Genomic DNA, 16,065 nt, shown 5'->3' on the forward strand with positions numbered 1-16,065 from the left:
GCTGGATGACGCGCGCAGGCCTCTCGCCGCTGGCCTGGCTGGCCGATGTCGAGCAGCAACGCCGCGCCGACGGACTGCGCCGCTCGCTGCGGTCCCGCCCGCCCGTCGGCGCCGAACTCGACCTGGCGTCCAACGATTACCTGGGCCTGTCCCAACATCCCGACGTCATCGCCGGCGGCGTCGACGCGCTGCGCACCTGGGGCGCAGGCTCCACCGGCTCGCGGCTCGTCACCGGGAACACCGAGCTGCACGAGGGTTTCGAGCGTGCGCTCGCCGACTTCGTCGGAGCCGAGTCGGCGCTGGTCTTCTCGTCCGGCTACACCGCCAATCTCGGCGCCGTCGTCGCGCTCTCCGGGCCCGGCACGCTGCTGGTCTCCGACGCGCTCACGCACGCCTCCCTGGTCGACGCCTGCCGGCTGTCCCGGGCCAGGGTGGCCGTGACGCCGCACCGCGACGTCGACGCCGTCGCCGAGGCGCTGGCCGGGCGCACCGAGGCCCGCGCCGTTGTGCTGACCGACTCGGTGTTCTCCGCCGACGGTGTGATGGCGCCGCTGCGCGCGCTGCACGACGTGTGCCGGCGCCACGGCACACTGCTCGTCGTCGACGAGGCGCACGGCCTCGGGGTGCGCGGCAGCGGCGGACGTGGGCTGCTGCAGGAGGTCGGCCTTGCGGGCGCCCCCGATGTGGTCATGACCACCACCCTGTCCAAGGCGCTCGGCAGTCAGGGCGGCGTGGTGCTCGGCCCGGCGGCGGTGCGCGCGCATCTGATCGACGCGGCGCGGCCGTTCATCTTCGACACCGGGCTGGCCCCGGCCGCGGTCGGCGCGGCGTGGGCGGCGCTGCGGGTGCTGACCGCCGAGCCGTGGCGGGCCGGGGCGGTGCTGGATCGGGCAGCAGGCCTGGCCGACGTGTGCGGTGTCACCGAACGCCCGGAGTCCGCGGTCGTGTCCGTGGTGCTGGGCGAGCCGGAGGTCGCACTGGCGGCGGCGACCGACTGCCTGGACCACGGCGTGCGGGTCGGGTGTTTCCGGCCGCCGACGGTGCCCGCAGGGACGTCGCGGCTGCGGCTGACCGCACGGGCGTCGCTCACCGACGACGACATGAGCCTCGCCCGCGACGTGCTGACCCGCGCGCTGGCCGCGGCCCGCGGGTGACCGTCTGCCTCGTCTCCGGCACCGACACCGGAGTCGGCAAGACGGTCGCGACCGCCGCTCTGGCCTGCGCGGCGCGGCTGGCCGGCGTCGACGTCGCAGTGTGCAAGCCGGTGCAGACGGGCGCCCGGTCGGACGACGGTCCCGGTGACGACGACCTGGCCGAGGTGCGCCGCCTCTCGGGGGTGACGGCGCTGCACGGGTCCTGGCGTTATCCCGAACCGCTGGCACCGGTGGCCGCGGCCCGCCGGGCCGGCCTGCCGCTGCCCACCCTCGACGAGCTGGCGGACTCGGTGCGCGCGGTGGACGCCCCGGGCCGGCTGACGCTGGTGGAGGGTGCGGGCGGCCTGCTCGTGCACGTCGGCGCGGACGGCGCGACGCTGCGCGACCTCGCGGTCTCGCTGTCCGCGCCGGTGCTGGTGGTGGTCAAGGCCGGCCTCGGCACGCTGAACCACACCGCGCTGACGCTGGAAGCGCTCGCCCGCGAAGGTGTTTCGTGTGCGGGCGTGGTGATCGGTGCGTGGCCCGCGCAGCCCGGTGTGGCCGAGACGGACAACCGGGACTCGCTGTCGGTGCTTGCCCCGGTGCGGGCCGTCCTGCCTGCGGGCGCGGGAACGATGAGCGCCGCGGAGTTCGAGGCGATGAGCGCCGCGGCGTTCGACCCCGGCTGGATCGCGAGCCTGTAGATGGTGCACAGCGTCGAGTTGATCTTCGACGACGACACCGACGCCGCGATCCGGCGGGTGTGGGACGACCTGATGGCGGCGGGCGTGCGGAGTCAGGCGGGGCACAGGTCACCGAGCAACCGTCCGCACACGACGGTGACGGTGGCCGAACGGATGGACGCCGAGGTCGACACGGCGCTGCGGCCGGTGCTGCAGCGACTGCCGCTGGAGTGCACGATCGGCGCGCCGATGCTGTTCGGCGGCCGCGCCTTCACCCTGGTGCGGCTTCTCGTTCCCTCGACCGAATTATTGGCGCTGCACGAGGAGGTCCATCGGCTGTGCCTGCCGCACATGCCGAACGGCGTTCTGCCGCACGCTGATCCGGGCCACTGGACGCCACACGTGACGCTGGCGCGGCGGGTTCCGGCCGATCAGCTGCCCACTGCGTTCGCGCTTCCGTCGGTGGCGCGCGACGTGCGTGGCCACGCGGTCGGGCTGCGGCACTGGGACGGCGACGAGAAGGTCGAGTACCCGATCAGCTGACCGTCGCCGCCAGACAGCGCGCGCACGTCGTCGACGGTGATCACGGTCGCATCCCGCGCACCCATTCGTGTTCGGCGACCCCGATGCCGTTGACGAGCAGTTCGACGCCGAAGCGGAACCGGCCGCTGGCATCGTCGGCCAACGGGGACTGGCCATCGGGAAGCTCTGCGCCTGCGGCGTCCCACTGCAGCCGGGACTGCTCGTCGGCGGTGAAGCCGAGCACGTAGTACACGACCGTGCGGGCCGCCAGGCCGGTGTGCGCGGGGTCGACACCGGCATCGGCCGCCGCCGCGCCGAGGTGGCCGACGATCCGAATCATCGCCTCGGACTGGCCTGCGGCGAAACTCGCCGAGACCAGCTCGGCGCCGTCGGTGTGCGATAACAGCGCGTCGCGCAGCGTCCCGCACAGGCCGGCGACGCGGTCGCGCCAGTCGCCGCGCACCTCACCGACCGGCTCGAGGATGCGGTCGGCCACCGCGCCGAGGAGCTGCTGCTTGTTGGCGAAGTGCCAGTACAGCGCCCCCGGGGTGACGGCGAGCTCACGGGCGAGCCGGCGCATGGTCAGGTCGCTGATGCCGTACTCGTCGAGGATGGTGGTCGCCGCGTCGACCACGTCGCGTTTGTGCAGCTGCACACGATTACCCTAACCTGAACACTGTTCAAGACGTGAGGAGTACGGGTGAGCGACATTCTGGCAGTGGCACGCGAGCAGGTGCTCGAACGCGGCGAGGGCCTCAAGCAGGACCAGACGCTGCAGGTGCTGCAGCTGGGCGACGATCGCCTGGACGACCTCCTCGCGCTCGCCCATGACGTGCGGATGAAGTGGTGCGGACCCGACGTCGAGGTCGAGGGCATCATCAGCCTCAAGACGGGCGGCTGCCCCGAGGACTGCCACTTCTGTTCGCAGTCCGGGCTGTTCGCCTCGCCGGTGCGCAGCGCCTGGCTGGACATCCCCAGCCTGGTCGAGGCCGCCAAGCAGACCGCCAAGACCGGCGCGACGGAGTTCTGCATCGTGGCGGCGGTGCGCGGCCCGGACGAGCGGCTGCTGGCGCAGGTCGCCGCGGGCATCGAGGCCATCCGCAACGAGGTCGACATCCAGATCGCGTGCTCGCTGGGCATGCTCACCGAGGAGCAGGTCGAGCAGCTGGCGGCGATGGGCGTACACCGCTACAACCACAACCTGGAGACCGCGCGGTCGTTCTTCACCAACGTCGTCACCACCCACTCGTGGGAGGAACGCTGGGACACGCTGCGGATGGTCCGCGAGGCCGGCATGGAGGTGTGCTGCGGCGGCATCCTCGGCATGGGGGAGTCGCTGGAGCAGCGCGCGGAGTTCGCCGCCAACCTCGCCGAGCTGGACCCGCACGAGGTGCCGCTGAACTTCCTCAACCCGCGTCCCGGCACACCGTTCGGCGACCTCGATGTGCTGCCCGCGTCGGAGGCACTCAAGGCGGTCGCGGCGTTCCGGCTGGCGCTGCCGCGGACCATGCTGCGCTTCGCCGGCGGCCGCGAGATCACGCTCGGGGACCTGGGGGCCAAGCAGGGCATCCTGGGCGGCATCAACGCCGTGATCGTCGGCAACTACCTGACCACGCTGGGCCGGCCCGCCGAATCCGACCTCGCGCTGCTCGAGGATCTGCAGATGCCGATCAAGGCTCTCAACGCGACCCTGTAGAACCGTAGGTGATGACCCACGAACTGCCCGCGCCGGTGAGCGCCGGTGTCTACAACGTCTACACCGGCGGGCCCGCGGGCAGCGTCGTGCCGACGGCAGCCCAGTTGGGACTCGAGCCGCCCCGCTTCTGTGCCGGCTGCGGGCGCCGGATGATCGTCCAGGTGCGGCCCGACGGGTGGTGGGCCAAGTGCTCGCGGCACGGTCTGGTCGACTCCCACGATCTGGAATCGCAGCGGTGAGCGCGCCGTTGCCGCTCGACGCAGGCCGCCGGCGCGCGGTGCTGCTGGTGATCGGAGGGCTGGTCGTCACGGGCGCGCTGGTGGGGGCGCTGTGGGCGTTCCTCGCGCCGCCGGTGCAGGGCGTGGTGGTGCTCAGCCGCCAAGGCGAGCGCGTCAAGGCGTTCCTCGGCGACGAGGCCGACCACTTCTTCACCTCCGCCGCCCTGCTCGTCGGCATGCTGCTGGTGGTCGCGGTGGTGGCCGCGGTCCTGCTCTGGCAGTGGCGGGCACACCGCGGGCCCGTGCTGGTCGCCGCCCTCAGCGTGGGATGTGGTGGCGCTGCCGCGGTGGCCGCGGGTGTCGGCGCCGGGATCGCGCGGCTGCGCTACGGCGCGGTCGACGTCGCCGCCGCCCCGGTCTCACCCGAGCACCGGGTGCACTACGTCACCGAGGCGCCCGCGGTGTTCTTCGGTCACTCGCCGCTGCAGGTGTTGGTGACGATCCTGTTCCCGGCGGCCGTCGCGGCGCTGGTGTACGCGCTGCTGGCGGTGTCCACCGCGCGTGATGATCTGGGCGGATGGCCGCCGCAGGATGGCTGGCAGCCAGCTACTGATCGAACTGGGACAGCGGACGACGCTCGACCCGTCGGCCCGCGATCACCTTCGCACTGATCACACCGAGCCTCAGCATGCCGCGGTAGGTCGACGGGTTCAGCATGGTCGGCCACTTGGTCCGTGTCAGGTGCGCGCGCAGCGGCTTGCCGGCGAACCGGTCGCGCAGCCAGCGCAGCGTCATCGGCGCCGACATCGGGTGCAGCAGCATGTGCTCGCTGAACATGTCGCGGTGGTAGGTGACGTTGGCGCCGCCGCTGCAGTAGGTCTCGGTCAGTTCGTCGATGTCGTCGACCGACACGATCCGGTCGTGCACGGCCTGCACGATCAGCACCGGCGGGGTGGGCACGGCGGTGCCGAGCTTGATGCGGTCGAACACGCCCTGCACCTGCGGCGTCTGCAGGATCTGCTCGAGCGGCGCGTCGACGAACTTGTCCATGTCCATGCCGATCCAGCGCAGCACTGCGTGTGCGGTGGTCATCTTCTCGATGCGCAGCAGCATCGCCTTGCCCTCTTCGGTGGCGTGCTCCTGGATCACCTCGTCGAGTTCGGGGTAGATGTGGGTCAGCGCGGCCACCACCATCGCGGGCAGGCCGGAGTAGAAGCTGCCGTTCAGCCGGCGGAAAGCGTGGCCGAGGTCGGCGACCGGTGACCCGAGGACCGCGCCGACGACGTCGAGTTCGGGCGCGTACTCGGCGCACACCTCGGCCGCCCATGCGGTGGCGAGCCCGCCGCCGGAGTATCCCCACAGCCCCACCGGCGCGTTCGCCGAGAGGTTGAGACGCTCGCAGTTCTGGGCGGCCCGCACGCCGTCGAGGATGTGGTAGCCGGGCTCGTAGGGAGCGCCCCAGATGCCGTTGATGCCCTCGTGGTCGGGTACCGAAACCGCCCAGCCCTCCGCGAGCGCCGCGGCGACCAGCAGGAACTCGAACTGCGCAAGCGCGCCGACGGCCCTGGCGCCGCGGCGCAGCGCGTAGGACGGAAAGCAGCGCCCTGCCACCGCGTCGATGGCGCACTGGTAGGACACGATCGGGCAGGGCTTCTCCGATGTGCGCTCGGTGGGCACCACCACGGTGGTCACCGACGCCGACGGGGCGCCGTGCAGGTCGGTGGTGCGGTACAGCAGCTGGGTCGCGGTGAACTTCTGCGGGACCAGGCCGAGAAACGCCAGCTCGACGTCGCGCGAGCGCAGCACGGTGCCGGGCCGGGCGTGTTCGAAACCGGAGGGTGGCTGATAGAAGGGATCCCTGTTCGGCAGCACCGGTCGGGTCCTGGGCACGACGTCCTCGTGCAGTGGCTGGCCGATCCACTCGGCGCCGGTGTCCCGTGCCACATTGCCCAAGTCCATCCGGCCACTATCCCTTAAGAGGTCGTTAAGAAGCCAGTCGACTCACCCCGGCGGGCGCAATGCGGCGAACTCGTCGGTGACGCGGTAGCGCGATTCGGCGAATCGGAACAGCGCAGGCGGGCGGCCGCCACTCTTGCCCGAGCGCGCGGTGGTGCCCGTCCGGCTGATCACCTGGCGGCGTTCCAGCACCCGCTGCAGGTTGGTGGCGTCGACCTGGTAGCCGAGTGCGGCGCCGTAGATGTCACGCAGCGTGGACAGTGCGAATTCCTTGGGAGACAACGCGAATCCGATGTTGGTGTAGGAGAGTTTGGCCGCCAGCCGGGCGTGGGCGTGCTGCACCATCGGTTCGTGGTCGAACGCCATCTCCGGCAGTGCGCTGACCGGGTGCCAGCGGGTGTCGGCGGGCAGGGCAGGCGTGGCGGGGGAGGGCACCAGGCCGAGGAAGGTGGAGGCGATCGTGCGTGGACCCGGCACCCGGGACGGGTCGGAGAACACTGCCAGCTGCTCAAGGTGGGCGAGTTCACGCAGGTCGACCTTCTCGGCGAGCTGGCGCCGCACCGAGCTGATCAGGTCCTCGTCGTCACCGAGCCGTCCGCCCGGCAGTGACCACCTGCCGCGTTCGGGAGCCAGCGCGCGTTGCCATAACAGCACGTGGAGGGCGGGTTGCCGGGTGTCGAGCCCGCGAACCTGGAACACGACGGCGAGAACCTCGTGGGCAGTGCTACGATTGGGCATGTTTTCGATCATAAGTCGAAAACCTCACCGATCGAAGGGGGCGACCGTGACGGTTCTGGACCGGACGTTCGCAGGAGACCACTCCGGAAGCTTGGCAGACGACGTCGTGCCCACGCAGGAGTGGGCGGCCGAGATCCGGCGGCTGGCCCGGCAGCGCGGCGCCACCGTGCTGGCGCACAACTACCAGCTGCCCGAGATCCAGGACGTGGCCGACCACGTCGGCGACTCACTCGCGCTGTCGCGGATCGCCGCGGAGGCGCCCGAGGACACGATCGTGTTCTGCGGCGTGCACTTCATGGCCGAGACCGCCAAGATCCTCTCGCCGCAGAAGACGGTGCTCATCCCGGACCAGCGGGCGGGCTGCTCGCTGGCGGACTCCATCACCGCCGACGATCTGCGGGAGTGGAAGGCCGAACACCCCGACGCCGTGGTGGTGTCCTACGTCAACACCACCGCCGCGGTGAAGGCGCTGACCGACATCTGCTGCACGTCGTCCAACGCCGTCGAGGTGGTGGCCTCCATTCCGGAGGACCGCGAGGTGCTGTTCCTGCCGGACCAGTTCCTGGGTGCCCACGTCCGGCGCGTCACGGGCAGGACGAACCTGCACGTGTGGGCGGGCGAGTGCCACGTGCACGCAGGCATCAACGGTGACGAGCTGGCCGAGCAGGCCCGCACCCACCCCGATGCCGAGCTGTTCGTTCATCCCGAATGCGGTTGCGCCACATCGGCTCTCTACCTGGCCGGCGAGGGGTCGTTCCCCGCCGACCGGGTGAAGATCCTGTCCACCGGCGGGATGCTCGACGCCGCTCGCGAGTCCAAGGCACGTCAGGTGCTGGTAGCCACCGAGGTCGGCATGCTGCACCAGTTGCGCCGCGCCGCACCGGAGATCGACTTCCAGGCCGTCAACGACCGGGCGTCGTGCAAGTACATGAAGATGATCACCGCCGGTGCGCTGCTGCGCAGCCTGACCCACGGCACCGATGTCGTCGACGTCGACCCCGAGACCGCCCGGCTGGCCCGGCGCAGCGTTCAGCGGATGATCGAGATCGGTCAGCCCGGCGGCGGGGAATGACGCGGCAGGCCGCGTGCGGCGGCGGCATGTGGCAGGTCCGCGCCGACGTCGTGGTGGTCGGCACCGGGGTTGCGGGACTCGTTGCCGCGCTCACCGCGCAGCGCCGCGGCAGCCGGGTGCTCGTGCTCAGCAAGGCCTCGGAGTCCGAAGGGGTGACGGCCACCTTCTACGCCCAGGGTGGCATCGCGGTGGTGCTGCCGGACGGCCTGGCCGACACCGACGACTCGGTGACCGCGCACGTCGCCGACACGCTGGCCGCAGGTGGCGGGCTGTGTGATCCGGACGCGGTCCGGTCGATCGTCGCCGACGGCTACCGTGCCGTCGCCGACCTGGTCGACGACGGCGCACGCTTCGACGAAAGTGCAAGCGGGCGTTGGGCATTGACTCGCGAAGGCGGGCACACCCGGCGGCGCATCATCCACGCGGGCGGCGACGCCACCGGCGCCGAGGTGCAGCGGGCGCTCGACCGGGCGGCGGCCCGCCTCGACATCCGCCGTGACCACGTCGCGCTGCAGGTGCTGCACGACGGCGCCGCGGTGACCGGCCTGCTGGTGCTCAACGCCGACGGCCTCGGGGTGGTGCACGCCCCCACGGTCATCCTGGCGACGGGCGGACTCGGCCAGCTCTACTCGGCCACCACGAATCCGGAGGGGTCCACCGGTGACGGCGTCGCACTGGCGCTGGAGGCGGGCGTCGCGGTCAGCGACGTCGAGTTCATCCAGTTCCACCCGACCATGCTGTACACCGGGCCCGGCGGCGGCCGCCGCCCGCTGGTCACCGAGGCGATCCGTGGTGAGGGCGCGAACCTGGTCGACGGGCGAGGTGCTCCGGTGACGGCCGGGGTGCACCCGATGGGGGATCTCGCGCCGCGCGACGTGGTCGCCGCGGCGATCGACGACCGGCTGCGCCGGACCGGTGACCCATGCGTGTTCCTGGACGCCCGGCGCATCGACGACTTCGAGCGCAGGTTCCCCACGGTCACCGCGGCGTGCCGCGAGGCCGGCGTCGACCCCGCTCGCGAGCCCATCCCGGTGGTTCCGGGCGCGCACTACAGCTGCGGCGGCGTGGTCACCGACGTCGCGGGCCGCACCTCGCTGCCCGGACTGTTCGCGGCAGGCGAGGTGGCCCGCACCGGCATGCACGGCGCGAACCGGCTGGCGTCGAACAGCCTGCTCGAAGGCCTGGTGGTGGGCGGCCGCGCGGGCCGTGCGGCCGCCGGGCACGCCGCGGCGTCCGGCGCCCCGCGCGCCGAGGTCACCGACCGGGCCCCGGTGCTCGCGGTCCCTCGCGCCGAACTCCAGTCCGCGATGAGCGCGCACGCCTCCGTGGTCCGCGACGCGGCGGGTCTACGGCACCTGGTCGACACGCTCGACGGCGCGCCGGTACGGCGGATCCGCGGTCGCGCCGACGCCGAGGATGCGGCACTCACGCTGACCGCGCGGGCGGTGGCGGTGGCCGCCGCGCACCGCACCGAGTCGAGGGGCTGTCACCACCGCGTCGACCACCCGGACACCGACCCGCAGCAGGCCGTCAGCATCGGCATCACCCGCGACGCCGACGGCCGGGTGCACGCACAGGAGGAGATCGCGGCATGCTGCTGACGACGCTGAGCGAGGCGGAACTGCGCGAGGCCCGCGACATCGTCGCCCGCGCGCTCGACGAGGACCTGCGCTACGGCCCGGATGTCACCACCCGGGCCACGGTCGCCGAGCACGCCACCACCACCGCGGCGATGGTCACCCGCGAACCCGGCGTAGCCGCCGGACTCGACCTCGCGGTGCTCGTGCTCGACGAGGTGATCGGCCGCGACGGCTACCGGATCACCCACCGGGTGCAGGACGGTGCCCGGCTCGACGCCGGAGACGCGCTGCTCACGGTCGAGGGGCCCACCCGCGGCCTGCTGACCGCCGAGCGCACCATGCTGAACCTGGTCTGCCACCTCTCGGGCATCGCGACCGCCACCGCCGCATGGGTGGACGCGGTGTCCGGCACCGACGCCCGGATCCGCGACACCCGCAAGACGCTGCCGGGCCTGCGGGCGCTGCAGAAGTACGCGGTGCGGGTCGGTGGCGGGGAGAACCACCGGATGGGCCTCGGCGACGCCGCGCTGATCAAGGACAACCACGTCGCGGCGGCAGGCTCGGTGGTGGCAGCGCTGCGCCAGGTGCGGGCCGCGGCGCCCGACCTGCCGTGCGAGGTCGAGGTCGACTCGCTGGAACAGCTCGACGACGTGCTGGCGGAAGGCCTGGGCGCCGACGGGTTGGTGCTGCTCGACAACTTCCCGGTCTGGCAGACCCAGATCGCCGTGCAGCGCCGCAACAACGCCGCACCTGCCACCCGGCTGGAGTCCTCGGGCGGGCTGACCCTCGACACGGCGGCCGACTACGCCCGCACGGGGGTGGACTACCTGGCGGTCGGCGCTCTCACCCACTCGGTGCGGGTGCTCGACGTCGGCCTGGACGTCTGAAGTGCGTCAGGCGGTCGCGGGCCCGCCGCGGCGGACCAGTGACAGCACCACCGCGGCGGTGGCGAACAACCCGGACAGCGTCCGGTTGAGGACTGTCTGCTGCCGCGGGGTGTGCAGCCAGCGGATCAGCCGGGCCGACAGCCCGGTGTAGAGCCCCATCACGACGAGGTCGACCGCGACCATCGTCGCCCCGATCGCCAGGTACTGCGGCATCAGCGGCGCGGTGGGGATGACGAACTGCGGCAGCACCGCGAGGAAGAACACCAGGCCCTTGGGGTTGGTGGCGTTGACCAGGAAGCCGCGGACCAGCAGCGCGACGCGGCCGCCGTCGACGGTCCTGCCGACCTGGGCGCGCAAATCCACAGCGGCGGCGCGCCACTGGTGCACCGCGAGGTAGAGCAGATAGGCCACACCGATCCACTTGATGACGTGGAACGCCAGGATCGAATTGGCCACCGCCGCGCCGAGTCCGACGGCGACCAGCGCCAACTGCAGCATCAGCCCGACCTCGAGGCCGGCGATCGACCAGTACCCGCGCCGGACCCCGTGGGTGAGGCCGGTCGCCATGCACTGCACGGCGCCCGCCCCCGGGGAGACGCGATCAGCACCGCCGCGCCCAGGAACGTCAGCCACACCTGGAAAGCCATGTCAGCAGTCTGTCAGGTGACGTCCGCCACGAACACCGCGAGATTCTTGGCCTGACGCCGGGCGAATCCGGGCAGCGCCGCGACCTGTGAGCCGGGCGGGACCACGCGGGGATTGCCGAGGTGCACGCGGTCACGGAACAGCTGGAGGTCGGCCTCACCGGCGGCGAGCACATTGCGCACCCAGTCGGTTTCGCCGTGGCCGAGCACGATCGCCACTTCGCCGCCGCTGCGGTAGGCCGTGACCGGGGTCTGGTAGCTGCGGCCACTCCGCCTGCCGCGATGCGTGAGCTTCGCGATGCCCGGCAGCCTGCCGGCGAGCGGCCTGATCACCGGGTTCATGAACTTGATCTGGATGCGGTCCAGCCACTCGGGGAACATTCTCGGCAGGTCGGCCACGACGCCTCCATATCGATTTGTGCAGCTCTGGGACAATGGTCGATGTGAATGTATCGCCGACCGGCTCCGAGGTCGCCACCAGCGCGGCAACGGTGATCGCCCGTACCGATCTGCGCGGCCGCACCATGACCGCGGCGCAGCTGCGGGCCGCGCTGCCACGCGGCGGCGTCGACGTGGAGTCCGTGGTGCCGAGGGTCCGTCCGATCGTCGACGCGGTGGCCGAGCGCGGCGCCGAGGCCGCCCTGGAGTACGGGGAGACGTTCGACGGCGTCCGCCCCGCGGCCGTGCGGGTCCCGGTCGCCGAATTGGGCGCCGCACTGGAGGCACTGCCCGCCGACGTGCGGGTCGCGCTCGAGGTCGCGATCGAACGCACCCGCGCGGTGCATGCCGACCAGCGCCGCACCGACACCACCACCACGCTGGGGCCGGGGGCCACGGTCACCGAGCGCTGGGTTCCGGTCGAGCGGGTCGGGCTGTACGTGCCCGGCGGCAACGCGGTCTACCCGTCCAGCGTGGTGATGAACGTCGTGCCCGCGCAGATCGCCGGCGTGGAGTCACTCGTCATCGCCTCGCCGCCGCAGGCCGCGTTCGGCGGGTTGCCGCACCCGACGATCCTCGCCGCCGCCGCGCTGCTCGGCGTCGACGAGGTGTGGGCGGTGGGCGGTGCGCAGGCCGTCGCGCTGCTGGCCTACGGCGGCGCCGACACCGACGGCGCCGAACTCGCCGCGGTCGACATGATCACCGGGCCAGGCAACATCTACGTCACCGCCGCGAAGCGTATCTGCCGTTCGCAGGTCGGCATCGACGCCGAAGCCGGACCGACCGAGATCGCGATCCTGGCCGACCACACCGCCGACCCCGTGCACGTCGCCGCCGACCTGATCAGTCAGGCCGAACACGACGAGATGGCCGCCAGCGTGCTGGTCACCGACAGCATCGCGCTCGCCGACGCGACCGAACGCGAACTGGCCGAACAACTCAGGACCACCGTGCACCGGCAGCGGGTCGCGACGGCGCTGGCGGGCAGGCAGTCGGCGATCGTGCTCGTCGACGACCTCGACGCGGGTGTGCGCACGGTGAACGCCTACGCCGCCGAGCATCTCGAGATCCAGACCGTCGACGCCCCCGAGGTGGCGCTGCGCATCCGGTCGGCGGGGGCGATCTTCGTCGGACCGTATTCGCCGGTCAGCCTCGGCGACTACTGCGCGGGCTCCAACCACGTGCTGCCCACGGCGGGATGCGCGCGTCACTCCAGCGGCCTGTCGGTGCAGACATTCCTGCGCGGCATCCACGTGGTCGACTACACCGAGGCCGCGCTCAAGGACGTGTCGGGATACGTCATCACCCTGGCCAACGCCGAGGACCTGCCCGGCCACGGCGAAGCGGTGCGCCGGAGGTTCGAGAGATGACCGTCGGAGAACGCGTCGGCCTGGCCGACCTGCCGCTGCGCGACGACCTGAGGGGCAAGTCGCCCTACGGCGCACCGCAACTGGCGGTGCCGGTGCGGCTGAACACCAACGAGAACCCGCACCCGCCGAGCCAGGCGCTGGTCGACGACGTCACCCGGTCGGTTGCCGCGGCCGCCGCCGACCTGCACCGCTACCCGGACCGCGACGCCGTCGCACTGCGCACCGACCTCGCCGACTACGTGGGGCTGCAGACCGGTTGTCCGGTCGGCGTCGAGAATCTCTGGGCGGCAAACGGTTCCAACGAGATCCTGCAGCAGCTGCTGCAGGCGTTCGGCGGCCCCGGCCGCGCCGCGATCGGATTCGTGCCGTCCTATTCGATGCACCCGATCATCGCCGACGGCACCCAGACCGAGTGGCTGCAGGCCGCCCGCTCCGACGACTTCGGCCTCGATTTGTCGGTCGCGGTCGCCGCGGTCACCGAGCGCAGGCCCGACATCGTGTTCGTGGCGAGCCCGAACAACCCGTCGGGCGAGAGCGTCCCGCTCGACGACCTGCGCAGGCTGCTCGACGCGATGCCGGCCGGGATCCTGATCCTCGACGAGGCCTACGGCGAGTTCTCCGCACAGCCCAGCGCGGTGCGACTGGTCGAGGAGTATCCGACCCGGCTGGTCGTCACCCGGACGATGAGCAAGGCCTTCGCGTTCGCGGGCGGTCGGCTCGGCTACCTGATCGCCGCGCCCGCCGTTATCGAGGCGATGTTGCTGGTGCGGCTGCCCTATCACCTGTCGTCGGTCACCCAGGCCGCCGCCCGGGCGGCCCTTCGGCATGCCGACGACACGCTGGCCAGCGTGGCCACACTGATCAGTGAGCGTGACCGGGTGTCGGCGGCGTTGTCCGGCATGGGTTTTCGCGTCATCCCCAGCGATGCGAACTTCGTGCTGTTCGGTGAGTTCGCCGACGCACCCGCCAGCTGGCAGCGCTACCTCGACGAAGGCATCCTGGTGCGCGACGTCGGCATCCCGGGTTATCTGCGGGCCACCACGGGTCTCGCCGAAGAGAACGACGCGCTGCTGGCGGCCAGCGCAGAACTCGCCGCCGCCGAGCTGGTCCAGCCCCTAGGAGCATCATGACCGACATCCTCGCCGGCACCCGCCGCGCCCGGATCGAACGCAAGACCAAGGAGTCCGACATCGTCGTCGAACTCGACCTCGACGGCACCGGCATCGTCGACATCGCCACCGGCGTGCCGTTCTTCGACCACATGCTGACCGCGCTCGGCAGCCACGCCAGCTTCGACCTCAGCGTGCACGCCACCGGCGACGTCGACATCGAGGCGCACCACACGGTGGAGGACACCGCGATCGTGCTCGGCCAGGCCCTCGGTGAGGCACTGGGCGACAAGAGGGGCATCCGCCGGTTCGGCGACGCGTTCATCCCGATGGACGAGACGCTCGCCCATGCCGCGGTGGACGTGTCGGGGCGACCGTACTTCGTGCACACCGGTGAGCCGGAGTTCATGGTGGAGTTCACGATCGCGGGCTCGAGCGCGCCGTACCACACCGTCATCAACCGGCACGTGTTCGAGTCACTGGCGTTCAACGCGCGCATCGCCCTGCACGTCCGCACGCTCTACGGCCGCGACCCGCACCACATCACCGAGGCGCAGTACAAGGCGGTGGCCAGGGCGCTGCGCCAGGCCGTGGAGTACGACGCCCGGGTGACCGGCGTCCCGTCCACGAAAGGCAGGCTGTGACAGCAAGAGTCGTCGTGCTCGACTACGGCTCGGGCAATCTGCGCTCCGCCCAGCGCGCGCTGGAACGCACCGGCGCGGACGTGGAGGTCACCGCCGACGCCGACGCCGCCCTGAACGCGGACGGCCTCGTGGTGCCGGGAGTCGGTGCGTACGAGGCGTGCATGGTGGGGCTGCGCGAGATCGGCGGCGAGAAGATCATCGCCGAACGGGTGACGGCGGGCCGGCCGGTGCTCGGGGTGTGCGTGGGCATGCAGATCCTGTTCGCCCGCGGTGTCGAGTTCGGGGTGGAGAGCGCCGGCTGCGGGCAGTGGCCGGGTTCGGTGGTCCGCCTCGACGCCCCGGTGACCCCACACATGGGCTGGAACACGGTGGATGCGCCTGCGGGCACCACGTTGTTCGCGGGACTGGACCCCGGCACCCGGTTCTATTTCGTGCACTCATACGCCGCGCAGCAGTGGGAGGGCGACCCCGCCGCGAAGCTGACGTGGGCCACCCACCACGTCCCCTTCCTGGCCGCCGTCGAGGACGGGGTGCTGGCGGCGACGCAGTTCCACCCGGAGAAAAGTGGTGACGCCGGGGCGACGCTGCTGGGCAACTGGGTCCGCGGGCTGAGCTAAGGTTGCCGACCGTGCCTGCCGACACCCCGCTGATCCTGCTGCCCGCCGTCGACGTGGTCGAGGGCCGCGCCGTGCGCCTGGTACAGGGCAAGGCGGGCAGTGAAACCGAGTACGGCTCGGCGCTCGACGCCGCGCTGGGCTGGCAACGTGACGGCGCCGACTGGATCCACCTCGTCGACCTCGACGCCGCCTTCGGCCGCGGCTCCAACCGGGAACTGCTCGCCGACGTGGTCGGCCGCCTGGACGTCGCGGTGGAGCTGTCCGGCGGTATCCGCGACGACGAGTCGCTGCGCGCGGCGCTCGCCACCGGGTGCGCCCGGGTCAACATCGGCACCGCCGCGCTGGAGAACCCGCAGTGGTGCGCGCAGGCGATCGCCGAGCACGGTGACAAGGTGGCCGTCGGCCTGGACGTGCTCATCGACGACGGCAGGCAGCGGCTGCGCGGGCGTGGCTGGGAGACCGACGGCGGTGACCTGTGGGAGGTGCTCGACCGGCTCGACCGGGAGGGCTGCTCTCGCTACGTGGTCACCGACGTGACCAAGGACGGCACGCTCACCGGACCGAATCTCGATCTGCTCGGTGCCGTCGCCGAGCGCACCGACGCACCCGTGATCGCCTCCGGCGGCGTCTCCAGTCTCGACGACCTGCGCGCGATCGCCACCCTCACCGGCCGCGGCGTCGAGGGCGCGATCGTCGGCAAGGCGCTGTACGCGGGGCGATTCACGTTGCCGCAGGCGCTGGCAGCAGTGGGCGAGTAA

18 protein-coding genes and 1 pseudogene are annotated in these 16,065 nt (G+C 71.8%); 14 read left to right on the forward strand and 5 right to left on the reverse strand.

The annotated features are described in order from the left end of the window. Positions 1-5: 5 nt before the first annotated feature. From AB0K11_RS19095 to AB0K11_RS19105, 3 genes are read left to right on the forward strand one after another with little or no spacing between them, the layout of a single operon-like run. A complete protein-coding gene (locus AB0K11_RS19095; RefSeq protein ID WP_364979992.1) occupies positions 6-1,154 on the forward strand; it encodes an 8-amino-7-oxononanoate synthase in 1,149 nt (382 codons plus the stop codon). Next, the gene (gene bioD, locus AB0K11_RS19100) at positions 1,151-1,837 is read left to right on the forward strand and encodes a dethiobiotin synthase (RefSeq protein ID WP_364979995.1); all 687 of its coding nucleotides are present in this window, start codon (positions 1,151-1,153) and stop codon (positions 1,835-1,837) included. The genes AB0K11_RS19095 and bioD overlap by 4 nt, the downstream gene beginning before the upstream one ends. Continuing rightward, entirely contained in the window at positions 1,838-2,359 is a 522-nt protein-coding gene (locus AB0K11_RS19105; RefSeq protein WP_364979998.1) for a 2'-5' RNA ligase family protein, read from the forward strand. A 40-nt stretch (positions 2,360-2,399) separates the two neighbouring features. Here the strand turns inward: AB0K11_RS19105 and AB0K11_RS19110 are convergent, their stop codons facing one another. Beyond that, on the reverse strand, positions 2,400-2,993 hold the full coding sequence (locus AB0K11_RS19110; protein ID WP_364980001.1) for a TetR family transcriptional regulator: 594 nt from the start codon (positions 2,991-2,993) through the stop codon (positions 2,400-2,402). 45 nt (positions 2,994-3,038) lie between these two features. On the opposite strand from AB0K11_RS19110, the gene bioB reads away from it, so the two are divergent. From bioB to AB0K11_RS19125, 3 genes are read left to right on the forward strand one after another with little or no spacing between them, the layout of a single operon-like run. After that, the gene (gene bioB / locus AB0K11_RS19115; RefSeq protein ID WP_364980004.1) at positions 3,039-4,034 is read left to right on the forward strand and encodes a biotin synthase BioB; all 996 of its coding nucleotides are present in this window, start codon (positions 3,039-3,041) and stop codon (positions 4,032-4,034) included. A gap of 11 nt (positions 4,035-4,045) precedes the next feature. Then, positions 4,046-4,273, forward strand: a complete 228-nt coding sequence (locus AB0K11_RS19120; protein WP_364980007.1) for a hypothetical protein — start codon at positions 4,046-4,048, stop codon at positions 4,271-4,273. Further along, the gene (locus AB0K11_RS19125) at positions 4,270-4,923 is read left to right on the forward strand and encodes a DUF2567 domain-containing protein (protein WP_364980010.1); all 654 of its coding nucleotides are present in this window, start codon (positions 4,270-4,272) and stop codon (positions 4,921-4,923) included. The genes AB0K11_RS19120 and AB0K11_RS19125 overlap by 4 nt, the downstream gene beginning before the upstream one ends. Here AB0K11_RS19125 and AB0K11_RS19130 read toward each other — a convergent pair. Both AB0K11_RS19130 and AB0K11_RS19135 read right to left on the reverse strand, forming a co-directional pair. Continuing rightward, complete coding sequence (locus AB0K11_RS19130; RefSeq protein WP_364980013.1) at positions 4,859-6,211, reverse strand: lipase family protein; 1,353 nt, start codon at positions 6,209-6,211, stop codon at positions 4,859-4,861. The genes AB0K11_RS19125 and AB0K11_RS19130 overlap by 65 nt on opposite strands. Positions 6,212-6,253: 42 nt before the next feature. Further along, complete coding sequence (locus tag AB0K11_RS19135) at positions 6,254-6,946, reverse strand: NUDIX domain-containing protein (RefSeq protein ID WP_364980016.1); 693 nt, start codon at positions 6,944-6,946, stop codon at positions 6,254-6,256. A gap of 46 nt (positions 6,947-6,992) precedes the next feature. On the opposite strand from AB0K11_RS19135, the gene nadA reads away from it, so the two are divergent. Genes nadA through nadC form a run of 3 tightly spaced genes read left to right on the forward strand, consistent with a single transcriptional unit; the run spans position 6,993 to position 10,485 of the window. Then, positions 6,993-8,018, forward strand: a complete 1,026-nt coding sequence (gene nadA / locus AB0K11_RS19140; protein ID WP_364980019.1) for a quinolinate synthase NadA — start codon at positions 6,993-6,995, stop codon at positions 8,016-8,018. Then, positions 8,015-9,619, forward strand: a complete 1,605-nt coding sequence (locus AB0K11_RS19145) for an L-aspartate oxidase (protein ID WP_364980022.1) — start codon at positions 8,015-8,017, stop codon at positions 9,617-9,619. The genes nadA and AB0K11_RS19145 overlap by 4 nt, the downstream gene beginning before the upstream one ends. Next, positions 9,610-10,485, forward strand: a complete 876-nt coding sequence (nadC, locus tag AB0K11_RS19150) for a carboxylating nicotinate-nucleotide diphosphorylase (RefSeq protein ID WP_364980025.1) — start codon at positions 9,610-9,612, stop codon at positions 10,483-10,485. Before AB0K11_RS19145 ends, nadC begins: the two co-directional genes overlap by 10 nt. Before the next feature lie 6 nt (positions 10,486-10,491). Here nadC and AB0K11_RS19155 read toward each other — a convergent pair. Together AB0K11_RS19155 and AB0K11_RS19160 are read right to left on the reverse strand one after the other, a co-directional pair. After that, positions 10,492-11,132: pseudogene (locus AB0K11_RS19155) on the reverse strand (LysE family transporter). A 12-nt stretch (positions 11,133-11,144) separates the two neighbouring features. Then, positions 11,145-11,528: a nitroreductase family deazaflavin-dependent oxidoreductase gene (locus AB0K11_RS19160; RefSeq protein ID WP_364980028.1), complete on the reverse strand. Its 384-nt coding sequence runs from the start codon at positions 11,526-11,528 to the stop codon at positions 11,145-11,147. 92 nt (positions 11,529-11,620) lie between these two features. Here AB0K11_RS19160 and hisD point away from each other — a divergent pair, with 92 nt between their 5' ends. The 5 genes from hisD to priA are packed head-to-tail and all read left to right on the forward strand — an operon-like array spanning position 11,621 to position 16,065. Then, positions 11,621-12,937: a histidinol dehydrogenase gene (hisD, locus tag AB0K11_RS19165; RefSeq protein WP_364980508.1), complete on the forward strand. Its 1,317-nt coding sequence runs from the start codon at positions 11,621-11,623 to the stop codon at positions 12,935-12,937. After that, positions 12,934-14,067 (forward strand): histidinol-phosphate transaminase, encoded by a 1,134-nt coding sequence (locus tag AB0K11_RS19170; RefSeq protein ID WP_364980031.1) that lies wholly within the window; start codon positions 12,934-12,936, stop codon positions 14,065-14,067. The genes hisD and AB0K11_RS19170 overlap by 4 nt, the downstream gene beginning before the upstream one ends. Beyond that, a complete protein-coding gene (hisB, locus tag AB0K11_RS19175) occupies positions 14,064-14,690 on the forward strand; it encodes an imidazoleglycerol-phosphate dehydratase HisB (protein WP_364980034.1) in 627 nt (208 codons plus the stop codon). The genes AB0K11_RS19170 and hisB overlap by 4 nt, the downstream gene beginning before the upstream one ends. After that, positions 14,687-15,307 carry an imidazole glycerol phosphate synthase subunit HisH gene (gene hisH / locus AB0K11_RS19180; RefSeq protein ID WP_364980037.1) on the forward strand — a complete coding sequence of 207 codons (621 nt, stop codon included), beginning with the start codon at positions 14,687-14,689 and terminating at the stop codon, positions 15,305-15,307. The genes hisB and hisH overlap by 4 nt, the downstream gene beginning before the upstream one ends. An 11-nt stretch (positions 15,308-15,318) precedes the next feature. Beyond that, entirely contained in the window at positions 15,319-16,065 is a 747-nt protein-coding gene (priA, locus tag AB0K11_RS19185) for a bifunctional 1-(5-phosphoribosyl)-5-((5-phosphoribosylamino)methylideneamino)imidazole-4-carboxamide isomerase/phosphoribosylanthranilate isomerase PriA (RefSeq protein ID WP_364980040.1), read from the forward strand.

The sequence above is a fragment of the Mycobacterium sp. NPDC050551 genome (genome assembly GCF_040674075.1).
In the GTDB taxonomy this organism is placed as follows: Bacteria; Actinomycetota; Actinomycetes; order Mycobacteriales; family Mycobacteriaceae; genus Mycobacterium.